Genomic DNA, 24044 nt, shown 5'->3' with positions numbered 1-24044 from the left:
CATGGATTTGCAATACACCCCCGAACAGAACCAGTTGCGCGAAAGCGTGGAGCGCTTCGTGCGCGAGGAATACGACTTCAGCCGCCGCCGCAAGCTGGTGACCAGCGATGCCGGCCATGACGAAAGCTGCTGGCGGCAATATGCCGACTTCGGCTGGCTCGCGATTCCGTTCAGCGAAGCGGAAGGAGGCATCGGCGGCGACGCAACCGACACCGGCATCGTGATGGAAGGCGTCGGCCGCGGTCTCTTGCTGGAGCCTTATCTTGCCAACGTGGTGCTGGCCGGTGGCGTGCTGAGCGCGCTGGGCAACGCCGGCCAGAAAGCCGAATGGCTGCAGCCGATGATGCTTGGACAGCGCAAGCTCGCATTGGCCCACAGCGAGCCCGGCGCACGCTACGAGATCAGCACCTGCGCGACAACTGCGCGTCGCGAAGGCATGCGCTGGGTCATCGACGGGCGCAAGTCGCTGGTCTACGGCGGCAGCACGGCCGACACCTTCGTGGTGATCGCGCGCACCGCCGGCAGCGTCGATGACCGCGACGGTCTCTCCGCATTCGTCGTCGATGCCGCGACGCCCGGCGTGAGCGTGACGCCTTATGCGCTGCACGACGGCCAACGCGCCGCCGACGTGACGTTCAGCGGCGTCAAGGTGGACGCACAACGCCTCCTGGGCGCCGAAGGCCAGGCGCTCGCGCCGCTCGAACGGGTGATCGACCAGGCGATCGCGGCCGTCGCGTCGGAAGCCGTCGGCGCGATGGCGACGCTGGTCGACATGACGCTGGAATACCTCAAGACGCGCCAGCAGTTCGGCCGGCCCATCGGCACCAACCAGGCGTTGCAGCACCGCATGGTCGACATGTACATCGCGCTCGACGAAGCGCGCTCGATGGCGCTCTACGGCGCGCTGATGCTGGCCGAGCCCGACGCAGCCGCACGCCGCAAGGCGCTCTCCGCAACCAAGATCGAGATCGATCGCACGGCGTGCCTCGTCGGGCAGGAAGCCGTGCAGCTGCACGGCGCGATGGGCGTCACCGAGGAGCTCGCGGTCGGTCATTACTTCAAGCGCCTGTCGATGATCGGGGTGAGCTTCGGCGACCGCGACTGGCACCTGCGCCGCTACGCCGAGGCTTGAGCCCCCATGGAACTCACCCTTTCCCCTGAAGAGCAGCGCTTCGAAGGCGAGGTGCGCGCCTTCATCGCCGCCAACCTGCCGGACGACATCCGCGAGAAGGTGCGCCTGGACAGGCACCTGGGCCGCGAAGACTTCATGCGCTGGCAGCAGATCCTCGGCAAGCGGGGCTGGTTCACCGGCGCCTGGCCCCGGAAGTTTGGCGGTCAGGAGTGGTCGGCGATGCAGACCATCATCTTCAACCGCGTCGCTGGCGAGATGCGCTGCCCGGAGCTGCAGGTCTTCGGGCCTGCGATGGTCGGGCCGGTCCTCTACACCTTCGGCACGCCCGAGCAGCAGGCGCAGCATTTGCCGGCGATCCGCGATTCGTCGATCTGGTGGTGCCAGGGCTATTCGGAGCCCGGCGCCGGGTCCGACCTGGCGGCGTTGCAGACACAAGCGGAGAACGCCGGCGACCATTACCTGGTCAACGGCCAGAAGATCTGGACCTCCTTCGCGCACCATGCCGACTGGATGTTCGGCCTCGTGCGGACCAGCCGCGAAGGCCGGAAGCAAGAGGGCATTTCATTCCTGCTCATCGACATGAAGACCCCGGGCGTCGAGGTGCAGCCGATCCGCATGATGGACGGGCGGCACTACCTTAACGCGGTCTTCTTCAACAATGTGAAGGTGCCGCGTGCGAACCTGATCGGCGAAGAAGGCCGAGGCTGGACCTACGCCAAGTTCCTCCTGGAGCACGAGCGCGTGGAGAACGCCAATCTGCGCTTCATCACGCAGGAACTGCAGAAGCTGCGCAGTGTGGCGAGCGAGGTCATGAGCCATGGCCGACCGCTCATCGAAGACCCGGCCTTCGCGGCGGCGATGAGCGCGATCGAGATCCAGTTCAAGACGCTGGAGATCGGCCTGCTGCGCACGCTGTCCGACATGCATGCCGGCGCCACCGTTGGCGCCGGCAAGTCGTCGTTCATCAAGATCCGCGGCACCGAGATTGCGCAGCGCATCACCGAGCTGCTGGTGCAGGCGAGCGGTGCCGATGCGCAGCGCTACCAGCCGGGTCCGCTGTTCGACCAGGGCCGGGCCGACGTCCTCGGCCCGGCGCATGCGCTCGGGCCGGTGGCGACCTATCTTTTCTGCCGCGCGATGACCATCTACGGCGGCAGCACCGAGGTTCAGAAAAACATCATGGCCAAGCATGCGCTCGGCCTCTAAGACATGACCGACGACGTCGACTACCTCCAGGGCGAAAAGCCACTCCACGAATACCTGCGCGAGCACGCGCGGCGCCATCCCGACAAGGCCGCCATCGTCTGGTACGGCCGCGAGATCAGCTACGGCGAGCTCGACCGCTTCAGCGACGCCTTCGCGCACGATCTCCATGCGCGCGGCGTACGCAAGGGCGACCGCGTCGCGCTCTTCATGCAGAACTGTCCGCAGTACCACGTGGCGCACTTCGGCATCCAGAAGCTCGGCGCGATCGTGAGCCCCTGCAGTCCGATGTTCAAGGCGCACGAATTTGCCTACCAGGTGGGCGACCTCGGCGCCAAGGCGCTGGTGGTGGCCGATCACTTGGTGCCCATCGTCCAATCGGTGCGGGACCGCGTCGATGTGCCGCACGTCTTCAGCGTGCGCTACGCCGACCTGCTGCCGCCGGAGCCGACGATCCGCGTGCCCGACGACGTGGCCGCGCGCCGACCCCTGCCCGAAGGCACGATCGATTTCCACGCCACCATTACCGCGCCCGATGCGCCCGCGCCGAAGATCGACCTCTCGATGGACGACGTCGCACTCATGACGTACACGTCCGGCACCACCGGCATGCCCAAGGGCGCGATGCTGAGTTACCGGAACGCGCTGTACAAGACGGCTGTCGGCGAAGAGATGTTCTGCATCCGCAACGAGGAAGTGATGCTCGCCGTGGCGCCGATCTATCACATCGCCGGCATGATCTGCGGCGTCACCATGCTCGCCTACACCGGCGCCACCGTGGTGCTGCTCAACCGCATGGACGCGCTCGCGGTGCTGCAGGCGATCGACCGCCACAAGGTCACCTGGTGGTACGCGATGGCGCCGATGCTCGTGGCCGCCATGAGCGAGCCCGACGCGAAGCGGTTCGACCTGTCGTCGCTCCAGACCACGATGGGCACGAGTTTTGGCATCAAGCTGACGGAAGAGCTGGCGGCCAATTGGAGCGAGTTCGCCAACGGTTGCCTAGTCTACGAAGCGGGCTACGGCCTCTCGGAGACGCACACAAACGACGTGCTGATGCCGCGCGACGGCGTGCGCTGGGGCACCAACGGAGTGCCGGGCAGGGGCGTGGACCTGAAGATCATCGACCTCGACGGGCAAGCGGTGCCGAACGGCCAGACCGGCGAAATTGTGGTTCGCAGCCGCGGCGTTTTCCATGGCTACTGGAACAAGCCCGAGGCCACCGCGGAGGTGCTGCGCGACGGCTGGGTGCACACCGGCGACATCGGCAAGATCGACGACGCGGGCTACCTGACCTTCATTGGGCGCATCAAGGAAATGATCAAGGTCTCCGGCTTCAGCGTGTTTCCGGAGGAGGTCGAGTCGATCCTGATCCTGCACCCTGATGTTGGACAAGTTGCGGTCATCGGCGTACCGGACGCGGACAAGGGCGAGGTGGTCAAGGCATTCGTCGTGCCGAGCCGCGACGCGGCCAAGCCGTTTGACTGCGCCACTTTGCTTGTGTGGGCACGCGCGAATATGTCGCACTACAAGGTGCCCCGGCAGTTGGAGCTTCGCGATTCGCTGCCTGCGACCGGTACTGGAAAGGTGCTGCGGAGGCTGTTGAAGGGAGCTTAAGCCGATCACGGACAGCAGACTCGACCTGAGAAAATCGGGGGACCGCAGCTCCCATCTGCACTGGCACAGGTGTTGAAGGATGCCCGCTGAATAACCCTGGGACGGATGCTGCAGTGACGGTCAAAAAAAGTTCTAGCCGCAGGCGCAAGTGTCCGATGGCGTTTTTTGCTTTCTTGGCTGATCCGGATGTCCTTGCAGTCAACGCACAAATGACGCGATCGCGCGGGCATCGTTGCGCCGGGCCAGATGCACGCGTGCCGCTTGGTCGCGAAGATCGTGGTTCCCCTAGAGAAAGTAGCCTGTCATCAGAGTACGTGAACGAAGAGGTATCGGGCGCGCTGACTGGTTGGGCAATGCGTCGATCGCTTACGGCCGGCGGCTGCGAGTCGCATGGTTGACTGCGCCGCGCGATGGCTAATGCTCCACTCCGCGTTGCCCAAGCCACCCTAGTGCAGAGACCAAGAGAAATTTGATGCTCAACAGCGACCATCCCTGGACCCATGTCTACGCACCCGGTGCCACCTGGAGCGCGCCGCTGCATGCGATGCCTGTGCCGCAACTGCTCACCAATACTGCCGCACGGTGGCCGGACCAGGCCGCGCTGCGCTTCGAGGGCCGCACCTTCAGCTATGCAGAGCTTGACGCGCTGACAGACCGCATGGCGCAGGGCCTGCGCCGCATCGGCGTGCACCAATGCACGCATGTCGGGCTCTATCTGCCCAATACGCCGCATTACTTCATAGCCTTCTTCGCCATCCTCAAGGCGGGCGCGGTGGTGGTGAACTACTCGCCGCTCGACGCGGCCGCGGTGCTGGCACACAAGATCGACGACAGCCGCACCGATGTGATCGTCACGCTCGATACGCCCGAGCTCTTCTCAAAGATAAACGGCTACCTCGACAGCATGCGACTGAAGACTCTGATCATCGGTTCGGCGGGCGAATTCGAGGTCGGGGCGAAATTGGCTGACCGCGGCATTTCCTGGGACCACCGGCGCGTGCGTTTCTCCGATGTGTCCGCGCAGCGCGACACGCCATTTCTGCCTGCCGCCACCGACCTGTCGGCCATTGCGGTGCTGCAATACACGGGTGGCACCACCGGCCACCCCAAGGGCGCGATGCTCACGCACTCGAACCTCAGCATGGCAGTGTCGCAAATCGAGGAGATGTTGATCGGCCCCGGAACGCTGCAGCGCGGGGCCGAGCGATTCCTGGTGGTGCTGCCGATGTTCCACGTCTACTCGATGGTGTTGAACATGATCTTCGGCTTTGCCATCGGCGCCGAGCTCGTGGTGCACCAGCGCTTCGACCTGTCGGCGGCGTTGCTGGAAATCGAAGAAAGCAAAATCACCGTCTTCCTTGGCGTGCCGACGATGTACGTCGGCTTCATCGGCCACCCCGACATCGAGCGCACCGACCTGTCGTCGCTCAAGTGGTGCAACTCCGGCGGCGCGCCAATCGCTGGCGAGGTCTTCAGTAATTTCGTACGCATGGCGCGCTGCCGACTGCTCGAAGGCTGGGGCATGACCGAGATCTGTGGGGTCGGTACCCTTACGACCGGCGCCGGCTCGCCTGCGCCCGGGACCTGCGGCGCGCCGGTGCCGGGTGCTGAGGTCAAGGTGATCGATCTCGCGACGCTCACCGATCTCCCGCTGGGCGAGTGCGGCGAAATCTGCATCCGCGGTCCGCAGGTCATGAAAGGCTACTGGAACAATCCTTTTGCCACCGCCGAGGTGATGACCGCCGACGGGTTCATGCGGACCGGCGATGTGGGCTACATGTCGGACGACGGCTTTGTCTACCTGGTCGACCGTACCAAGGACATGATCATCTGCAGCGGCTTCAATGTCTACCCACGCAACATCGAAGAAGCGATCTACCGCCATCCGTCGGTCGAGGAAGTGAGCGTGATCGGCGTGCCGGACGCCTACCGTGGCGAATCACCCAAGGCTTTCATCAAGTTCAGGCCGGGCACCGAGCCGCTCACGCTCGATGCACTGCGCGACTTTCTGAAGGACTACCTCGGCAAGCACGAGTTGCCGCTCGCGATGGAGGCGCGCGCCGAACTGCCGAAAACCGCCGTCGGCAAGCTGTCGAAGATAGAGCTCTACGCGGAAGCCGCGGCCGAAGTCTCAGGCAAGTCGCCGAAGTGATCGTTACGCGCTGACAGTGCTCATCACACTCCCCGGCAACCAAAAAAGGAGACAACCAAATGAAGAAATCAGTTACGACTTTCGCGCTCGCTTCGCTGCTCGCGGGTTCTGCTTTTGCCCAGAAGGATGAAACCGTTCGCATTGCATTCATCGACCCCCTCTCGGGCGCGTTCGCCAACGTCGGCGCCAACCAGCTCAAGAGCTGGCAGTACGTCGCCGAACAAATGAGCGGCGTCAAAAACCCAGCCGGCGTCAAGTTCGAGGTCGCCGGTTTCGACAACAAGGGGTCACCTCAAGAAAGCGTGAACGCCCTGCGCGCAGCGATAGACCAGGGCTTTCGCTACGTGACGCAGGGCAACGGCTCGGGCGCAGCACTCGCTATCAGCGAGGCCGTGGCCAAGCACAACGAGCGCAACCCCGGCAAGGAGATCGTGTACCTCAGCTATTCGGCCAAGGACCCGTCGCTCACCAACGAGAAGTGCAATTACTGGCACTTCCGGCTAGACGCCGACACGACTGTGCGCATGGAAGCGGTCACCGCCTTCATGAAGGACCAGCCGAAGATCAAGAAGGTCTTTCTCATCAACCAGAACTACTCGCATGGCCAGCAAACCGTGCGCTTCTTTAAGGAAGGCATCGCGCGCCAGCGGCCCGACGTGCAGATCGTCGGCGAGGAGTTGATCCCGATCGGCACGGTGAAGGATTTCGCGCCTTACGTGGCGAAGATCAAGATGTCTGGCGCCGACACCATCGTCACCAGCAACTGGGGCAGCGACCTTACGCTGCTGGTCAAGGCTATGAACGATGCCGGTCTCAAGATCGGCATGTACACCAACGATGCCAACGTGTCGGGCACGCCCACCGCGCTGGCTGCGGGCGGCGACAGCGAGGTCTATATCGTCTCGCCGAACCACAACAACCACACCGGTGAACTCGGTGCTCTCTCGGCCGGCTTCAAGAAGAAGTACAACGACGATTACTACATGTACACGTCGTACAACGGCATCGTGCTGCTGAGCGATGCCATGGCCAAGACCCGATCGACCGACCCCGCGAAAGTGGCTGCGGCGATGGAAGGCATGACCATCAAGAGCTTCGCTGGCGAGGCGACGATGCGCAAGTCCGACCACCAGATGCAGCAGGCGATGTTTATCTCCAAGTGGCAGAAGGTCGACAAGACTAATCCTTACAGCGTGGAGAACACCGGCTACACCTTCGCGCCCGTCAAGCGACTCGAGCCCTACGTGGCGAGCACGCCGACCAGTTGCGTGATGAAGCGGCCGTCCTGATGCGGTAAAGCCTTGCAGGAACTGGCCTGGCGCCGGGCGGCTGGCGTTCGCACTGCAGCCGCAGCTGACCCACTCCCAAGTTTGAACGACTGACCTTTAGGGAGGCGCTGAACATTGAGCATCGCAGCGCAAGTTGACAACATCACAACGAGATGCGCCCTCAAGGGTGCCCGACTTCACGATTTAGAGCCTTCACGGCGAGCGTTTTGACCTCTTTCGAGGCCGCTTTCCGCATTCAAGACGCACCTCGGGCATAACAGTCCAACAGCGACCTCTTGGCGATGACCAGATTGGCCAAGCCGAACAGACTGAACAGCTGTGCGGTGTTCTTGGCCAGCCCCTTGTAGCGCGTCTTCCTGTGACCAAACAGGTTCTTGACCACATGGAACGGATGCTCGACCTTGGCGCGGATGCTCGCCTTCATCTTCTCCGCCCGCTCGGCCAGGAACTGAGGCTCGATGAATTCATTGAGCTTGCGTCGCGTGCCCCGACGCATGGCCACGTGCCAGATCGGTCCTTGCGCTTCAGCTCGCTTGTGCACGCCCTGGTAGCCAGCGTCGCCGAAGGCCGCGTGCTCTTCACCATGCAGCAGTGCGCCAGCAACGTTGATGTCGCTCACATTGGCGGCCGTGCCCACCACCGTATGTACGAGGCCCGACTGCGCGTCCACGCCGATGTGCGCCTTCATTCCAAAGTGCCATTGATTGCCCTTCTTGGTCTGATGCATCTCCGGGTCGCGCGTGTTGTCTGCGTTCTTGGTCGAGCTTGGAGCCGCGATGATGGTCGCGTCCACGATGGTGCCGGCACGCATCAAAAGGCCCTGCTCGGCGAGGTGGGCGTTGATCTCTTCGAACATCGCCTTGGTGAGGTCGTTGTCCAGCAGCAGGCGCCTGAACTTGAGCAACGTGGTGGCATCAGGCACCGATTCGCGCGACAGGTCGATGCCCACGAAGTCGCGCAGTGCTTGGCTGTCGTACAGGGCGTCTTCCAGCGCCTCGTCTGCCAGGCCGTACCACTGCTGCAGGCAATACATGCGCAGCATCCGGGGCACACCAATCGGCTGACGGCCCACGCGTCCACTGGTGGGATACAGCGGCTCGATCACGGCAACTAAGCGGCTCCAAGGCACGACACGCTCCATCTCGGCAAGAAACTTCTCGCGGCGCGTTCGCTTCTTCTTCAATGCGTACTCGGCGCTGGCAAAGCTGCGTTGGTTCATGTCCGTTGCCCTCGAAATTTGATGCTCTCGGTGCATGCATGAGGCGTGCCCGGATCGATCAATTGATCAGCGTCTCCTTAGATTGTGGCTAACTTCTTGCGGTAGTCTGTCGCAGCGTTTGAGATTGTTGGCTCGGTAAGCACTGCGCCTTCGATCGGCTGGACTATCAGCCAATGGATGACTGGACGTTCTAACGGAGAGGCCGAAAATCCTTGTCTTTAAGCCGGCGTTCATCGCACCGCCGCAGCCGCCAGCGGCTCAGCGGGTTCTGTCGCGGTAAGGCCGGCGCAGCTAAGCTGAGGCGAGACTGACAACGGGATGAAGGCGATGATCAAGGCGTTGCGCAAGGTAATCAAGCGGGCGCACTATCCGCTTGAAATCATGCTGACCTGTGTGTGCTGGTACGCGGCTTACCCGCTGAGCTTGCGCCACATTGAGGAGATCATGGCCGAACGAGATGCGCCAGTCGAAGCATCTCAACAACATCGTCGAACAAGACCATCGGGCCGTCAAACGCATCGTGCGGCCGATGCTCGGCTTCAAGTCTTTTCGCTGCGCACGAGCACTCATCGCCGGCATCGAGACCATGCACATGATCAAGAAGGGGCAGCTCGACGGCTCTCATGGCCAAGCCTCGTCCGCAGCAGCGAAGTTCTACTCGCTGGCTTTCTGAGCGACACGCGCGCCGCACATTTGCTCGTGCCGGCGCTGTTATTGCGACAGAACCCAATTCAGCCACGTGGGAAAAAAAAGTCGGGACACTGCAGAAGCTTCGACGTCGAAACGTTCTCAGCTTATTTGGAGTTTCGAACGAGTCGATGGTCGAACTGGCACAGCAGTTAGGCCGGCATCTCGCGGTCCAAGTCCATGCCGCAAAAATTGAATATAAGTTTTGATCACGGAATCCGGTATGGCCTTGTCATCCTTCGGGTTGCTAAGGTGTCTGATGTAGAGGTAGTCGCGCGCAGCGATCAGAAGATAGACCAAGGTCCCCAGTTCCTCCTCGGCATAGGACGACAGCTCCCCTTCCGCGTAAGCCCGTTTCAGAAATTTCAGATACCTGTCTTTCACCTGAAAGTGATGCCTTGCCCAGGCTGAGGGCGCCTCAACCTCCGCTTCATTCAGGACACGCCAGAACCAAGGGTTTTCGAACAGATAGGCGAAGACGGCGCGCACGCCGATCTCCTCAACCTCGAAGAATCCCTCGGCTCCGTGTGCGCACTCACGTACTCGTTCGAGCATATGAAGCCCAAAGTGCGGCAGCAGTTCGTCGAACAACGCCTGGCGCGACTCGAAGTAAAGATAGAAGGTGCCCTGCGCCATGCCGGCGGCAGCGGTAATGCGCTGGATAGAGGCGTCGCGGTAGCCATGTTCTCCGACGACTCGCGCCGCCGACACCATAAGCTGATCTCGGGTGCGCGCAGCACGTTCATTACGCATCAACTGCACGCTGTCAGATACCTTGCGTGGTGTTCTTGGGGTTTTCGAAACCGTGGCCAATCCATTCCTTTCGGGCGTCTGACGAACCCTAAAGCCGGGCGCCAACGATGTTTTTTTCAGTCTAGCGGATCATCCCGACGGGACGGTCTTGCGCGTTTACACCTAGTTCAAAACCGACGAAAGTGGATAAGACTGAGTAATGAATCATCACTCAGTATATTGATGATGTTTCCACTCATTGCTCACTGTCTAGATCGCTCACGTGAAATGAATCCTGGCCATCTGCCCGTCGCCCCTGCTGCTCAAGGCAATCGCGCTGCTGAGCACAACTTCCGCCGTCAAGTGCGGAACTACTGCGAGACAGAGTTGCCGCCGGATGTGCGCGAAAAGGTTCTTGGCAACCTGTTTCTCACCAAGGAAGACAACCTGAGATTCCTGCGTTCGCTGGCCGCGCGTGGATGGGTGGCAGGCCACTGGCCGCGTGAATACGGCGGCGCCGAGTGGACGCCATTGCAGCGTTTCGTTTTTGAAGAAGAAAGCATGCGCTGCGGCGCGCCCTGGCTCATCCCGTTCGGCGTCAACTACGTGGGCCCGGTGATCTACACCTTCGGCTCGACAGCGCAAAAGGCGCGCTTTTTGCCGCCGATCCTCGCGTCCGAAGAGTGGTGGGCTCAAGGTTATTCCGAGCCCGGCGCCGGCTCTGACCTGGCCGGCCTGAAGACGCGCGCGGTCCGTCGAGGTGACCACTACTTCGTGACGGGCCAAAAGATCTGGACCAGCTATGTGCAATGGGCCGATTGGATGTTCTGCCTGGTTCGCACAAGCGACGAATCGCGGCCACAACAGGGCATCAGCTTCCTCTTGATCGACATGCGTACGCCGGGCGTGACGGTGCGTCAGATCAAGACGATGGACGGCTGCCATCACGTCAACGAAGTTTTTCTGGACGAGGTCAAGGTGCCGGTCGAGAACATCGTCGGCGAAGAGGGCCGAGGCTGGAGCTATGCGAAGTTCCTGCTCAGCAACGAGCGAATCCTTTCTGCCGAAACCGGGCGGTCCATGCGCCAACTCGGACATTTGAAGGCGCTGATAGTTCGCACGCCGAGCGACGGCGTGGCGGACCGTGCTGGCTTCGAGCGTCGCATCGGACATATGGAATTGAGGCTGCATGCGCTGCGCGCCTTCTGCCTGGCCTATGCGCGCAGCATGGACCCGGGCCAGCCGCCCGGCCCTGAGGCCTCGATCATGAAGATCCGCGGCTCCGAGCTTCAGCAGCAGATTTCCGAGGCCACGCTCGACTGGCTGGGCAGCAGCGCGATCGTCTACGAGCCGGCCGATGTGAATGGCACCACTGTCGTGTCGCCAGTCGGGCCTGCGGACACCAGCGGCTCGATCCGCGAGTACCTGCACGGACGGGCCTCGACTATCTACGGCGGGTCCAACGAGATCCAGCGCAACATCATCAGCAAAGCGGAGTTGGGCCTGTGAAGAACAAGATCTGGGCCGACGAGACCGATGCCGCGCTCGACGATGCGGCCACGCGCTACCTGGCGGAGAGATACCGGTTCGAAGTGCGGCAACTCATGACGCGCGATGCACGGCGCTTCAACTCCACCGTGTGGAAAGACTTGGCGGACATGGGCTGGCTAAGCGTCGCCTCGTCCGAGGCGCATGGCGGCCTCGGCCTGCGCGTGGCGTCGATCTGTCTTCTGGCCGAAGCGGCCGGCCGCTCGCTCGTTACCGAGCCACTCACGTCGAGCGGCGTGCTTGCGACCCATCTCATTGCCTCTCATGGCAGCGACGCGCAACGCGATGCGCGGTTGCCGCGCCTGCATGCAGGCGAACTGATCGTGGCCTGTGTGATGTCCGAGCACGCGGTGCGAGTCGAAGCGGGACTTTTGCACGGTCATCAAGACGTCGTGATCGATGCCGACATCGCCGAGCAGTTGCTGGTGCGAAGCGGTAACACGCTCTGGCTGCTCGATGCGAACGCACCGGGCGTGACCCGGCAAACCTATCCGCTGTTGGATGGTCGAGGAGGGGCCACGGTGTCCTTCGACGCCGCCCAAGCAACGCCGCTCGGCGGCACTGAGCCTACCGACCTGCAATACGCGCTTTGGCTTGCAGCATTGGCCACCGCCGCTGATTCACACGGCGCCATGTCGGCGGCCTTCGACCTCACGCTCGACTACCTCAAGACCCGGCGCCAGTTCGGTCACCCGCTTGGCACCTACCAAGCGCTGCAGCACCGGGCGGTCGACATGTACGTCGCACTCGGCGAAAGCCGCGCGGTGCTGGACCAGGCCATCGAATCGCTTCAGGCCGGTGCGCCCGATGCGGGGCGTGACGTGCATGCGGCCAAGGCGCTCGTCAGTGAAAGTGCCCGGCGCGTGACGCAGGAAGCGGTGCAACTGCACGGTGGCATCGGCGTGACCGAGGAATACGCGGCCAGTCACTACCTGCGTCGGGCGCGCGTCAACGAGCAGCTCTGGGGCTCCGCCGAGCAGCACTTCATGGCGTTCGCGGCTTCCGCGCCTGCCACCATCTGACAAAGGATCCTCCGTGGATTTCGCTTCCTACCAGTGCATCGAGTTCCATCGCGACGGTCGCATCCTGACCGTGACGCTAAACCGCCCGGACCAGCGCAACGCGGTCAATGCGCGGTTGCACCACGAGTTGTCTCGCGTCTTCACGGACGTGCAGCGTGATCCGGATTCCGACGTGGTGGTCCTTACCGGCAACGGCACGGCCTTTTGCGCTGGCGGAGACATCGACTGGATGCAGCTGTCGATCGACGAGCCCGAAGAGTTCGAAAAGACGGCGCGTGAGGCCAAGGACATCGTCTATTCGCAGCTGGACCTGGAGAAGCCGCTGATCTGCAAACTCAACGGGCACGCGACAGGTCTGGGTGCGAGTCTTGCATTGCTGTGCGACATCATCGTCGCCTCGGACGAGGCCAAGATCGGCGATCCCCACGTGAGTGTCGGACTGGTGGCCGGGGACGGCGGCGCGTTGATCTGGCCGCAACTCGTCGGCTACGCCAAGGCCAAGAAATACCTCCTGACCGGCGAGCTCATGCTCGCCGCGGAGGCCGAGCGGATCGGCCTCATCACCGACGTCGTGCCACGCACCGAACTCGACGCCACAGTCCGGGCCTTGGCCCAGCTACTTGTCTCAGGCGCAACCAAGGCCATTCGCTGGAGCAAGGTCACTACCAACCTGCCGCTGCGTCAGCTGTTCCACAGCTACTTTGATGCGGGTGTGGCATACGAGTGCATGTCGAACCTCACGGCCGATCATGCGGAGGCAGTGAAGGCTTTTCGCGAGCGCCGCAAGCCCGTTTTCACCGGCCGATAGTTCTTCGGCACACACCCGCAGCCTTCCAACGACCAGGAGACAAAAAAATGAAAAGCATCGATCGCAGAAGCATCCTCAAGTACTCCGCAGCCGCTGCTGCCATTTCTAGCGTGCCCGGCCTGGTGCGCGCGCAAAGCGGCCCGCTCAAGATCGGATTGATCACGCCGCTCAGCGGTCCTCAGGAGTTCATCGGCTCGTACGTGAAGAACGGCGCTGAGATCGCGGTGGAACAGATCAACAAGGCTGGCGGCATCATGGGCCGTCAGGTCGCCCTGGAGATTCGGGACGACAAGGCCAATCCGGCCGCCGCGCTGGCAGCGGCGCGCGAGTTGCTCGGGTCAGGCATCAACCTGCATATCGGCGGCATCTCAAGCGCTGTCGTGCTGGCACTCGGGCCCGTGATGCAGCAGGAGAACGGCGTGTTCGTCACCTGCGGCGCAGGCACCGAGAAGATGAACCACGAGAACTACTCGCCCAACCTGTTCCGGCCGGGCGATTCGCCCGATGCCCGCACCCGCGCGCAGGCCAAGCTCATGGCGCAGAAGTACCCGGACATCACGCGCTGGACTGGACTGGTGCCGGACCACGAATATGGTCGCACTACTTGGGGCATTTTCGTGGACGGGCTGCTCGAGTTTTACCCCTCGATCGCCAAGAAGAAGCCGGAGATCCTAGAGCCCATCCTCATGCCGTATGGCGTGGCCGACTACCGCAACCCGATCACGCAGGCCTTGCGTCAGCAGGCCGATGGTTGCTTCAACTGCACTTATGGCGGTGATGCGATCACGATGTTCCAGCAGGCGCGCGGCTTCGGCCTGATGCAACGCTACAAGGTTATCTGTGATGCGGCCAATGAGTTCCTGGTGGCGCGCGGCCTGAAGGAGCAGTTCCCGGCGCAATGGACCGGCATGCACTACTACGCGGAGGCCAACAAGGGCAATCCGCTGAGCGACAAGTTTGTTGCCGACTACCTTGCCAAGACCAAGGACGCCGAGCCGCTCGGCTGGGCGGCCGAAGCACACGCCAGCATCTACGCGCTGCAAAAGGCGGTTGAGAAAGGCAAGTCGACCGACACGGCTGCAGTCATTGCAAACTTGAAGGGCTTGACCTGGGACACAGTGACCGGTCCACGGACGATGCGTGCTGAGGATAATCAGGCGATCAAGGACGTCGAACTGGTCTACATCGAACCGACGACGACCGGCAAGGGATACAAGGTCTCGCAGTACGTGAAGATCGATGGCAAGTCGGTCATTTTTCCACCGACCCCCGGCAAGAAGCTTGTCCTGCGCACGGCCTGATTTCGGACTGCCTCCCGGACTGCCGAATCGATGCATGCCGCCGACATCGCGACCTTGCTTGTCAACAGCCTGACATGGGCCATGGCGACCTTCCTGGTGGCCGCCGGACTCACGCTGGTGTTCGGGACATTGCACATCCTTAACTTCTCGCACGGCGGCTTCTTCATGATTGGCGCCTACCTGGCCTATTCGCTGGCGCAGGCGATCGGGGGTGCGCCTTCTGTCGGGGTCTACCTTTTCGGCTCGCTGGCGGCCGGCGTGCTGGTCGCGTTGCTCGGACTCGTGGTCGACCGGCTGATCCTGCGGCGACTGGCCGGCGTGGACGACGCGTATGTGCTCATTGCGACCTATGCCTTGCTGCTGGTTTGCGAAGGTTCGACCAAGCTGATCTGGGGGCTCAACTATCACAGCGTCATGCCGCCATCGGTGCTCGACGGTGCATGGTTGATCGGCAATGCGGTGCTACCCAAGCTGTCGCTCTTCATCATCGCCGCCGGCGTCGTGGTGTTCTCGGCACTCGAATACTTCCTGAACCGCACCAAGCCGGGCCAGCTCGTGAAGGCCATCGCCGCCGACCCGTGGATGGCGCGCCTGCTTGGTGTCAACGTGCGCCTTGTGTACACGGCCACGGTCGCATTGGGTTTTGCACTAGCCGGCCTGGCAGGCGGCTTGCTGGTGTCCAACCAGAGCCTGTCGCCCACGCTGGCGAGTGCCTTTGTCATCCAAGCGTTCGGCGTAATCATCGTGGGCGGAATGGGCAGCATCAGCGGGGCGTTCCTTGGCGCGATTCTGCTGGGCTTCATCGATGCGGTCGGCCAGTGGGTGCTGCCCGGACTCCCCGGGTTGCCCTTCTTTCTGGCCATGACCTTGATCCTGCTGCTGCGCCCGCAAGGCCTGATGGGCAAGGCGAAGCACTGATGAACGCCGCATCCAGTTTCATCGGTGGCAACCGCCGCCGCGACAGCCTCGTCCTGCTGGTCGTGGCTGTGCTCGCATGCTGCGTTCCGATTTTTTTCAATCGGGGCTTGGTGTTTATCGCCGGCATGATCTGCATCAACGCGGTGTTCGGGCTGTCCTTCAATCTGCTGTTCGGACTCTCGGGTGTGCTGAGCTTCGGGCAAGCTATGTTCTTTGCGGCGGGCGCTTACGCCACCGCTGTGCTCACGAAGCAAATGGGACTGCCGTTTCTGCTGGCGTTGCCGGTGTCGGCCGTGGTCGGCGGCGTCATTGCCGGGCTGGTGGGCATCGTGTCCTTGCGGCGCAGCGAAGGCGTCTATTTCGCCATCCTGACGCTGGCGTTCGCGGAGCTGGTCCATTTGCTGATTGTCAACACGGCGATATTGGGTCGCAACGACGGCCTCAGCGGACTGAGTCGCCCGCTGCTGCAGCTGGCCGGCTGGCGACTCGACCTCGGGTCCGGCGACAACTTCTACTACATCATCGTGCTGGTCTGCGCACTGCTGGTGTGGTTCATTCGATGGATCATCGACACGCCGTTCGGCCGGGCCTTGCAGGCGGTCAAGCAGGATCCCGAGCGCGCTGAGTTCCTGGGCATTCCGGTGCGCCAGCACCGCCTGGTGATCTTCGTGCTGGCGGGCGCCACCAGTGCCGCTGCCGGCGCGCTGGTCGCTCCCTGGGCACAGATCGTCACGCCTGACCTGGCCCATTGGTCCAACTCAACCAGCCCCATCCTCTTCACGTTGCTCGGTGGCAGTGCGTATTTCTGGGGGCCGGCGCTGGGCTCCCTGGTTCTGTCGACGGTGTTCTACCTCACGCGCACGCTGGTCGGCATGTCGGACCTGGTCACGGGTCTGCTCTTGCTGGTCGTGGTGGTCGCATTGCCCGGCGGCATCCTCGGGATGCTGGCGCGCTGGACCCGACGAAAGGATCCGCCATGAACGCGATGGTCTTGGAGGCGACTTCCTTAGACAAGTCCTACGGTCGCATCGGTGTGTTGCGCGACGTGAGTCTGACCATCGGCGCGGGCGAGTCGCACGTGGTGATCGGCCCCAACGGGGCCGGCAAGACAACGCTCTTTAAGGTGCTGACGGGCGAGCTCTATGCCGATCGGGGTGCGGTACATTTTCAGGGACGCGATGTCACTCGCGTACCCGCGCACAAGCGCGTGCACCTGGGCTTCGGACGCACCTTCCAAGTGGCTAAAGTGTTCTCGAAACTCAGCGTGCAGGACAACCTGCTCATTGCGCTGGAGGCTCGGGTGCGACGCCAGAATCCGTTGGCGCGCGTGCCGCGTGCGGTGGCCGCAGGCTTCGCTGTCGCCATTGACCAGTTGCTGGCCGACACCGGCTTCGCAGCGCAACGCGATGCGATTTCCGGCACGCTGGCCTATGGCGACCGCAAGCGTCTCGAACTGGCCATGGTGCTGGCACTGGAGCCTGCCGTGCTGTTCCTGGACGAGCCGACGGCCGGCATGTCGGCGGCGGAGCGTCATGCCACTGTCGAGTTGCTCAAGGCGGTGAAGCGCAAGCGCAGCCTGTCCATGCTCATGACCGAACACGACATGGACGTGGTGTTCGGCCTGGCCGATCGCATCTCGGTGCTGCACTACGGCCAGCTCATCGCATCGGGCACGCCCGCGGAGATACGCGCCAACGACAAGGTCAAAGAGGTGTACCTCGGGGACGAGGAAGATGCCCATGCTTGAAGTCCGCAACCTGCATGCACGGTATGGCGACAGCCAGGCGCTCTTCGACGTGGACCTCGACGTCGCGGCGCAGGGCGGCGTGGCCCTGCTGGGACGCAACGGCGCGGGCAAGTCGACGCTGCTCAAGTCGCTGCTCGATGCCGGCCCGCAGACCACTGGCGACATGCGGCTCGACGGCAAGTCGCTGACGGGCCTGACCACCGAAGCCCGCGCCCGGCTCGGCCTGGCGCTGGTTCCTGAAGACCGGCGCATCTTCACCACGCTCACGGTTCGGCAGAACCTCGAACTGGCATGGCATGCCGTGGTCAAGGGCCAGACCGCGATGACGGTCGATCACGTGTGCTCGCTCTTTCCGCTGCTGAAGGATCTGTTGGACCGGCTTGGTTACCAGCTCTCCGGTGGCCAGCAGCAGCTGGTGGCGGTCGCGCGCGGCCTCATGGCCTCGCCGACATTGCTGCTGCTCGACGAACCAGCCGAGGGCCTCGCGCCCAAGGTGGCGCAGGATCTCGCGCGGCAGGTGCGCGCCGCACGCGACAAGCTGCGCCTCACCGTGCTGGTCGCGGAACAGAACACAGCCTACGCACGCCAGTGCACGGAATACGTCTATCTGCTCGACAGCGGCGTCCTGGTATTTCATGGTGACTGGGCCGCCTTCGATGCGCAGCCCGAACTCAAGACACGCTACCTCGCTGTCTGAAGCAAAGGAGATCGACTTGAGACACGACATCAGTGGCTGGAACCTGCAATGGAATGAAGCACAAGCCGCGCGCTGGGTGGCTGGCGGACAGTGGCTCGACAGCACTGTCGCCGACAAGGCCCGCGAAGCAGCGGCCACAAATCCGCACCGCGTGACCCAGGTCTGCGGCGAACGGGAGGTCACCGCCGGCGAAGTCTGGGACAAGGCCTCGCACCTGGCCTCCGCGCTCTGGCAGCGCGGCTTTCGGGCTGGCGACGTGGTGGCCTTCCAGATGCCGAACTGGCACGAGGCCGCGTTCATCGACATCGCAGCCTGCATGCTCGGGGTGGTGGTGTGTCCCATCGTCACGATCTACCGGGACCGTGAAGTCGAACTTATCCTCTCGGACAGCCGCGCCAAGGGAATCTTCATCGCCGAGAAATTTCGCGGCTACGACTTCGCCGCGATGCTGGTGCGCCTGCGGCCAGGCTTGCCGTTGCTGCAGCACGTGTGGACCGTGCGGTCTGCACGCGGCACACATGACGACCTCGCCGACCTGATCGCCGACGCGCCAGCGCTTGCCGAACTGCCGACGTTCGCCCGGGTGTCACCCGACGCCGTCAAGCTGGTGCTCTACACCTCGGGCACGACAGGCCGGCCCAAGGCCGTCCTCCATACGCATAACACGCTGATCCGCGCGACGCTGATGTGTGCGAGCCACTGGGGCATCGCGCCGGGCGACACCACGCTCATGCCTTCTCCCGTGACGCACGTCACCGGTTTCAGCCACGGCCTGGAGATGCCGTTCTACGGCGGCACGCGCTGCGTGCTCATGGAGAAGTGGGACGCGGGCGAGGCCGCCGACATCATCGACCGCGAGCAGGTGTCGTTCACCATCGGCGCCACGCCCTTTCTGCAGGAGCTGATGGATGTGGCCGAGGCCTCCGGTCGGACCCTGCCGTCGCTGCGGCTCTTCCCATGTGGCGGCGCCGCGGTGGCGCCGGAGATCATCTACCGCGTGGCGCGCGTGCTGGCCAACTGCCGGTCGTTTCGTGTCTACGGTTCGAGCGAAGCGCCGATGATCACGCTCGGCTTTTGCGCCCCGGGCCAGGAGCGACTCGCGGCGGAGACCGACGGCGAGATCGTGGACTACGAGGTCCGCGTCGTTGACCTCGACGGCAAGACGCTGGGCGCCGGTCAGGAAGGCGAGATCTGCGCGCGCGGGCCTTCGCTCTTTCTGGGCTATGCCGACCCGGTGCACTCCGCCGAGGCCTTCGATGCCGAAGGTTTCTTTCACACCGGAGACATCGGTTTCGTCACGGCGGACAACGCCGTTGTCTTCACCGGTCGCATCAAGGATTTGATCAACCGGGGCGGCGAGAAGATCAGCGCCAAGGAAGTGGAAGACCTGCTACACCAGCACCCCGGCGTGATGAATGCGGCGGTGGTCGCCATGCCGCACGCGCGGCTCGGAGAGACTGTGTGTGCCTACGTCATCGCGAAGCCTGGCAGCGTCGTCACGGCGGCCGAGATCACCGCGTTGCTCGATGCAGCCGGCGTCGCGAAGCAGAAGTATCCCGAGCGCTTCATCTTCGTGGACGACTTTCCCAAGACGGCGTCCGGCAAGGTAAAAAAAGACCTGCTGCGCGCCGATGTCCGTGAACGTTTGATGAAGGCTGCAGCATGAATCTCGATGGCCAGAAGATCGTCGTCACCGGCGGTGCCCAAGGCTTGGGCTTGCGCTCGGCGCAGTTGTTCGTGGAACTGGGCGCACAAGTGTTCTTGGTGGACGTCAATGCCGAGACGCTGGCACCCGCGGCCGCTGCACTCGGCGCAGGCTTCGCAGTGGGCGACGTCACGCGCGCCGCGGATGTCGATACCTTCTTCGCCCAGGCCGCCGAGAAGCTCGGTGGTCTGAGCGGCGTGCTTAACAGCGCCGGGCTGGCACTGGTACAACCTGCGCTCGAATTGGACATTGACGGTTGGCAGCGCGTGATGGATGTCAACGTGCGAGGCACGCAATTGGTCTGCTGCGCGGCGGCACGATTGATGATCGCCCAAGGTGGCGGAGGCGCCATCGTGAACATGGGCTCGGCTGCGGGCGGCGCAGGCATGCCGCGGCGCACTGCCTACGGGAGGTCCAAGGCCGCTGTGGCCTACCAGACTCGCAGCCTGACCTCGGAGTGGGGCCACTTGGGCATCCGGGTCAACGCGGTGGCACCCGGCTACATCTACAGCTGCATGACGCGCGGCCTCGAAAGCCGCAGAAAGATCGGCCTCGACCGCATCCGTTCGGGGATCCCGCTGGCCAGGCTGGGCGACGGAGTCGACATCGCGCGCGCGGCCGCATTCCTGCTCTCCGGCTACGCCTCCTACATCACCGGCGAGCAGCTGTTCGTCGATGGGGGATGGAACGCCTACGGCGGTGCAGGCGCCGTTGAGTCCTGCTGAAGAACCACACCAAGATCCGCAACGACCGGAGACACCATGAGCAACCTCAATCGCCGAGCCGCCGTTGTGGCACTCGCTGCCACAGCCGTATCGGTCCTCGCGCCGATTCGCGCCAGCGCGCAGACTACCGACTGGCCGAAAAAACCCATACGCATGATCGTCGGGTTCACTCCGGGCGGGTCCACCGACCTGGCGGCGCGCATTCTTGCGCAAGCGCTGACCGAGCAACTCGGTCAGCCTGTCGTCGTCGAAAACAAGCCAGGTGCCAGTGGAAACATCGCGACCGACTTTGTCGCCAAGTCAGCGCCCGACGGCTACACGATCATGCTTTGCACGATCCCGACGCACGCCATCAATCCGCATCTCTTCAAGAACCTCCCGTACGACCACCTGAAGGACTTCGCGCCCGTGTCGTTGGTTGCGATGCTCCCCAACATCATTGCAGCCAACCCGGACTTCCCGGCGAACAATGTGAAGGAGCTAGTGGCGTTGCTAAAGAAGGACCCGGGCAAGTACAACTTTGCAGCAGTGCAGGGCGGCTCGCCCCACCTGACAGCCGAAGTGTTCAAGGAGACCGCGGGTGTGCAGATGCAACTGGTGTCGTACAAGGGCGCCAGTCCGGCCATCACCGATGTGATTGCCGGCCATGTGCCCATGGTGTTTGAAAACGTCGCACCGACAATGGCTTTCGTCAAGAGCGGCAAGCTCAAAGCCATTGCCGTCACATCGCCAACGCGCCTGCCCGGGCTTGAAGATGTCCCCACGGTTGCGGAGTCGGGGTATCCCAGCTTTGCAATCGAGGGCTGGAGCGGCGTGGTGGTGCCGGCCGCTACACCCGTTCCAATCGTGACCAAACTGAACGCAGAGATCCGCAAGGCTCTCGACATGCCTGCGTTGCTAGCAAAGTTCGTCCAGTTGAACCTGCGCACCCGATCCAGCACGCCACAGGAATTCGGGCTCTTCATGAAGGAGCAAACCGACTTCTGGGGAGGTGTCATCCAGCGCATTGGTCTGAAGCTTGAGTAATCGAAGAAAGCAGCAATCGACATGGCACGCATTCAACCTGTTGCCCCAGAGGCAATGTCACCCGAACTTAAAGCGCTTCTGGAGACTCGGCCCCCGTACAACATCTATCGAATTCTGGCCAACGCACCCACCGCCCTGCCAGGTTTCGTGAAACTCGCCGGCGCCTTATTGACGCAGTCCGAGCTGGATCGGCAGTTGCGGGAAATGGTCATCCTTCGCGTTGGGGCGCACTGCAGATCGACATACGAAATTCATCAGCATCTCCGGCTTGCCAGGCATGTCGGCGTAAGCGAAGAGCGCATTAGGAAATCTATGGACCTCGACCTTGCGCTTGATGGAGGAATCACCGCAGAAGACCGGATGCTGGCATTCACCGACAGCGTCGTGCTCTCGGTCAAGGCGCCTGCATCTCAGTTCGAAGCGCTGCGAGAGTACCTTTCGCCCCGTGGCATCACGGAGTTGCTGATGACGATCGGGACATACATGATGGTCTCTCGCTTACTAGAAAACCTTGAGGTAGAGCTTGAACAGAACGGGGTGGATATCGCGAGCAAGGCGTACTACCCGCCCTCGATTGCAGGCTGATTTGGCTTGGTCGTCGTCTGCGATTGACTGCTGGACAGGCTAGGGAGTGTCCGGAGCACTCCAGTGAGCGTCCAAAGGCTCGTCCATCATCCGCCCGACCTTGCTCCCCAGCGCACTCTCCGCCCTGAAATACCCCATCACAACAGTCACGCTCTGGTGCCCCGTCATGGCCATGGTCTCCGGCAATGACATGTTCTGACGCCCGGCCTCCGTCACAAACCCGGCTCTCAGCGAATGTGCGCTGAAATCCCCCTCGACCCCCGCCAGCGCACACCGCACCTTCACGATGTCCCGCACCGCCGCCGGCGCCAGCGGCTCTCCCAGATGGCCACCTTTGCGGATGCTTCTAAAAATCTTCCCCTCCTTGATCCCGCTGGCCTTCAGCCAATCGTGCATCGCCGTCGCCGCACTCCCGACGAGCGGCTTCACATCCTCCGGCCGAAGCTCCCCCGTCTGGTTGGTCTTCGAATGCCCCAGCGTGTACAGGTACGACCCCGCATCCACGCGCACCAGGTTCTCGACCACGGCGCCCGCCACCTCCGAGCGCCGCCGTCCACCCGAGGACCATGCGAACAGGAGGAGGGCGCGATCGCGCTTGCCTCGCAGGGTGTCGTCGCAGGTCGCCAGCACCAGCTGCAGCGGATCCTTGGTTAGGGCTCGTTGCTTCAGAGTGCGCACCCCACGCTGTGCGTACGCCCGACGGGTCCGAGCCACCAGCTCCCGCACCACCGCATCTGCGCAGGGATTGGCCACCTTGGCCAGCTGGTGCGCTTTGGACAACACCGCAAGCCGGTGGGTGAGCGTATTAAGGGCCGGTACACCCAGGCGCGCCTTGTAGCGCGCCGCCACCAGCGCCGCATCGACGTCCGCCGGCAGCTCATTGACCAGCGTGTTGCCGTCCTCACTGGTCCGGGACGCATGGTCGACGATGAACTGGATCACTACAGGCACCGGCACCGGGGTGCCGAGAGGTCCGCCGTATCGCGCCGCGTACCACGCCGCCCAATAGCGCATGGCCGAGCCATACGACATCCGCGTGTTCGCTGATTCCCCTTGCCGCAAAAGAGCCCGCGCCGCGCGTTCTGCCGTTTCCGTCAGCACTGCGGGATCCAGCACCGGCCGGCGTTCCGACAACGCCAGCAGGCTTGCCAGCGGCGGCTGATTCGTGGTGGACGGATTCATGGATTTAATCTTATGTCGCATGTATGATTTAGTACATCATACATCAATAGATCACGATAACTGACGCTTATCGAGGGTAAATAATGGGGCGGCAGGGCGGTTGAAAACTGAAAAGTACGAGGGTCTGAAATCATGGAGTTCACGAAGGCTCGACGCGGAACGCAGGAACACGAGGTCTGGGCGGCGGCCGATGCCCTGATGCAGGAAGGTCTGCGGCCCACGGTCGACCGGGTGCGACAAAGACTCGGAAGAGGCTCGCCGAACACGGTCGGTCCAATGATCGAGAGCTGGTTCAAAGCACTCGGGTCACGGCTGGCCGGCGGCGTTTCAGGGACTGCGAACCTGGCCGCGGGCAACGATGCGGACGGCGTGCCGGTGAGCGTGCGCAATGCGACGCGGCTGCTCTGGGAGACGGCGCGCAAGGAAGCCGAGCAAGTCCAGGATGCAGCACTCGAGAAAGTTCGCGTTGAATTGAAGGCCCAAGAGAACAAACTAGAGAGCAAGCAACTCGAATTGACTCAACGTGAAGAGGCGTTTGCGCAGACACGTGCCAGTCTCGACCACGCCCTTGCCTCTTCGCAGCAGGCGCGTGAGGCACTCGAACATCAGGTGACGGCGCTGGCGTCAGAAGTACTGAGGCAGCGCGCGGCGGCTGCTAGGGATGGTCTGCACAACCCGTCGCGAGGCGAAGTTCGGACACGAGTTGATGTCGATATGAAACGATTGACGCATGCGTGCCGAGTTTTGCG

The 24044-nt window shown here is 62.9% G+C and carries 21 protein-coding genes and 1 pseudogene; 19 read left to right on the top strand and 3 right to left on the bottom strand.

The features are described 5' to 3' along the window. The first annotated feature begins 1 nt into the window (after position 1). The 5 genes from RCH10_RS23805 (at position 2) to RCH10_RS23785 (ending at position 7393) form a co-directional block, all read left to right on the top strand. On the top strand, positions 2-1132 hold the full coding sequence (locus RCH10_RS23805; RefSeq protein WP_323501784.1) for an acyl-CoA dehydrogenase: 1131 nt from the start codon (positions 2-4) through the stop codon (positions 1130-1132). Positions 1133-1138: 6 nt separating this feature from the next. Beyond that, on the top strand, positions 1139-2338 hold the full coding sequence (locus RCH10_RS23800) for an acyl-CoA dehydrogenase family protein (RefSeq protein ID WP_409054337.1): 1200 nt from the start codon (positions 1139-1141) through the stop codon (positions 2336-2338). 3 nt (positions 2339-2341) lie between these two features. Next, positions 2342-3952, top strand: coding sequence for an AMP-binding protein (locus RCH10_RS23795; RefSeq protein WP_409054336.1), 1611 nt, complete (start codon positions 2342-2344; stop codon positions 3950-3952). Between the two features lie 472 nt (positions 3953-4424). Continuing rightward, positions 4425-6104 carry a long-chain-fatty-acid--CoA ligase gene (locus RCH10_RS23790; RefSeq protein ID WP_409054335.1) on the top strand — a complete coding sequence of 560 codons (1680 nt, stop codon included), beginning with the start codon at positions 4425-4427 and terminating at the stop codon, positions 6102-6104. A 59-nt stretch (positions 6105-6163) separates the two neighbouring features. Beyond that, the gene (locus RCH10_RS23785) at positions 6164-7393 is read left to right on the top strand and encodes a branched-chain amino acid ABC transporter substrate-binding protein (RefSeq protein WP_409054334.1); all 1230 of its coding nucleotides are present in this window, start codon (positions 6164-6166) and stop codon (positions 7391-7393) included. A gap of 235 nt (positions 7394-7628) precedes the next feature. On the opposite strand, the gene RCH10_RS23780 is transcribed toward RCH10_RS23785, so the two are convergent. After that, the gene (locus RCH10_RS23780) at positions 7629-8612 is read right to left on the bottom strand and encodes an IS5 family transposase (protein ID WP_409054333.1); all 984 of its coding nucleotides are present in this window, start codon (positions 8610-8612) and stop codon (positions 7629-7631) included. Between the two features lie 454 nt (positions 8613-9066). On the opposite strand from RCH10_RS23780, the pseudogene RCH10_RS23775 reads away from it, so the two are divergent. Continuing rightward, a pseudogene (locus tag RCH10_RS23775) lies at positions 9067-9285 on the top strand (DDE-type integrase/transposase/recombinase); the annotation flags it as partial. A 116-nt stretch (positions 9286-9401) separates the two neighbouring features. Here the strand turns inward: RCH10_RS23775 and RCH10_RS23770 are convergent. Further along, positions 9402-10112 carry a TetR/AcrR family transcriptional regulator gene (locus RCH10_RS23770; protein ID WP_409054332.1) on the bottom strand — a complete coding sequence of 237 codons (711 nt, stop codon included), beginning with the start codon at positions 10110-10112 and terminating at the stop codon, positions 9402-9404. A 207-nt stretch (positions 10113-10319) separates the two neighbouring features. Between RCH10_RS23770 and RCH10_RS23765 the strand changes: the two genes are divergently transcribed. From RCH10_RS23765 to RCH10_RS23710, 12 genes are read left to right on the top strand one after another with little or no spacing between them, the layout of a single operon-like run. Continuing rightward, positions 10320-11540, top strand: coding sequence for an acyl-CoA dehydrogenase family protein (locus tag RCH10_RS23765; RefSeq protein WP_409054331.1), 1221 nt, complete (start codon positions 10320-10322; stop codon positions 11538-11540). Further along, a complete protein-coding gene (locus tag RCH10_RS23760) occupies positions 11537-12601 on the top strand; it encodes an acyl-CoA dehydrogenase family protein (protein ID WP_409054330.1) in 1065 nt (354 codons plus the stop codon). Before RCH10_RS23765 ends, RCH10_RS23760 begins: the two co-directional genes overlap by 4 nt. 13 nt (positions 12602-12614) lie before the next feature. Next, entirely contained in the window at positions 12615-13409 is a 795-nt protein-coding gene (locus RCH10_RS23755; protein ID WP_409054329.1) for an enoyl-CoA hydratase/isomerase family protein, read from the top strand. Between the two features lie 47 nt (positions 13410-13456). Next, a complete protein-coding gene (locus RCH10_RS23750; RefSeq protein WP_409054328.1) occupies positions 13457-14710 on the top strand; it encodes an ABC transporter substrate-binding protein in 1254 nt (417 codons plus the stop codon). 30 nt (positions 14711-14740) lie between these two features. Further along, a complete protein-coding gene (locus RCH10_RS23745; RefSeq protein WP_409054327.1) occupies positions 14741-15628 on the top strand; it encodes a branched-chain amino acid ABC transporter permease in 888 nt (295 codons plus the stop codon). Next, the gene (locus RCH10_RS23740) at positions 15628-16608 is read left to right on the top strand and encodes a branched-chain amino acid ABC transporter permease (protein WP_409054326.1); all 981 of its coding nucleotides are present in this window, start codon (positions 15628-15630) and stop codon (positions 16606-16608) included. The genes RCH10_RS23745 and RCH10_RS23740 overlap by 1 nt, the downstream gene beginning before the upstream one ends. After that, positions 16605-17375 (top strand): ABC transporter ATP-binding protein, encoded by a 771-nt coding sequence (locus RCH10_RS23735; protein WP_409054325.1) that lies wholly within the window; start codon positions 16605-16607, stop codon positions 17373-17375. The genes RCH10_RS23740 and RCH10_RS23735 overlap by 4 nt, the downstream gene beginning before the upstream one ends. Then, entirely contained in the window at positions 17368-18072 is a 705-nt protein-coding gene (locus RCH10_RS23730; protein ID WP_409054324.1) for an ABC transporter ATP-binding protein, read from the top strand. Before RCH10_RS23735 ends, RCH10_RS23730 begins: the two co-directional genes overlap by 8 nt. Before the next feature lie 16 nt (positions 18073-18088). After that, positions 18089-19738, top strand: coding sequence for an AMP-binding protein (locus tag RCH10_RS23725; protein ID WP_409054323.1), 1650 nt, complete (start codon positions 18089-18091; stop codon positions 19736-19738). Further along, a complete protein-coding gene (locus RCH10_RS23720) occupies positions 19735-20502 on the top strand; it encodes an SDR family NAD(P)-dependent oxidoreductase (protein ID WP_409054322.1) in 768 nt (255 codons plus the stop codon). The genes RCH10_RS23725 and RCH10_RS23720 overlap by 4 nt, the downstream gene beginning before the upstream one ends. A gap of 36 nt (positions 20503-20538) precedes the next feature. Continuing rightward, positions 20539-21528, top strand: coding sequence for a Bug family tripartite tricarboxylate transporter substrate binding protein (locus RCH10_RS23715; protein ID WP_409054321.1), 990 nt, complete (start codon positions 20539-20541; stop codon positions 21526-21528). A gap of 21 nt (positions 21529-21549) precedes the next feature. After that, positions 21550-22113 (top strand): carboxymuconolactone decarboxylase family protein, encoded by a 564-nt coding sequence (locus RCH10_RS23710; RefSeq protein WP_409054320.1) that lies wholly within the window; start codon positions 21550-21552, stop codon positions 22111-22113. A 39-nt stretch (positions 22114-22152) separates the two neighbouring features. Here the strand turns inward: RCH10_RS23710 and RCH10_RS23705 are convergent, their stop codons facing one another. After that, positions 22153-23295 carry a site-specific integrase gene (locus RCH10_RS23705; RefSeq protein WP_409054319.1) on the bottom strand — a complete coding sequence of 381 codons (1143 nt, stop codon included), beginning with the start codon at positions 23293-23295 and terminating at the stop codon, positions 22153-22155. A 132-nt stretch (positions 23296-23427) separates the two neighbouring features. Between RCH10_RS23705 and RCH10_RS23700 the strand changes: the two genes are divergently transcribed. After that, positions 23428-24044: DNA-binding protein (locus tag RCH10_RS23700; RefSeq protein ID WP_409054318.1), on the top strand; the 617-nt coding region annotated here is incomplete at its 3' end.

The organism is Variovorax sp. GrIS 2.14 (genome assembly GCF_046115955.1).
Classification (GTDB): Bacteria; Pseudomonadota; Gammaproteobacteria; order Burkholderiales; family Burkholderiaceae_C; genus Variovorax.
Note: the sequence above shows the minus strand (reverse complement) of the source record. Positions and strands in the feature narration are given on the sequence as shown.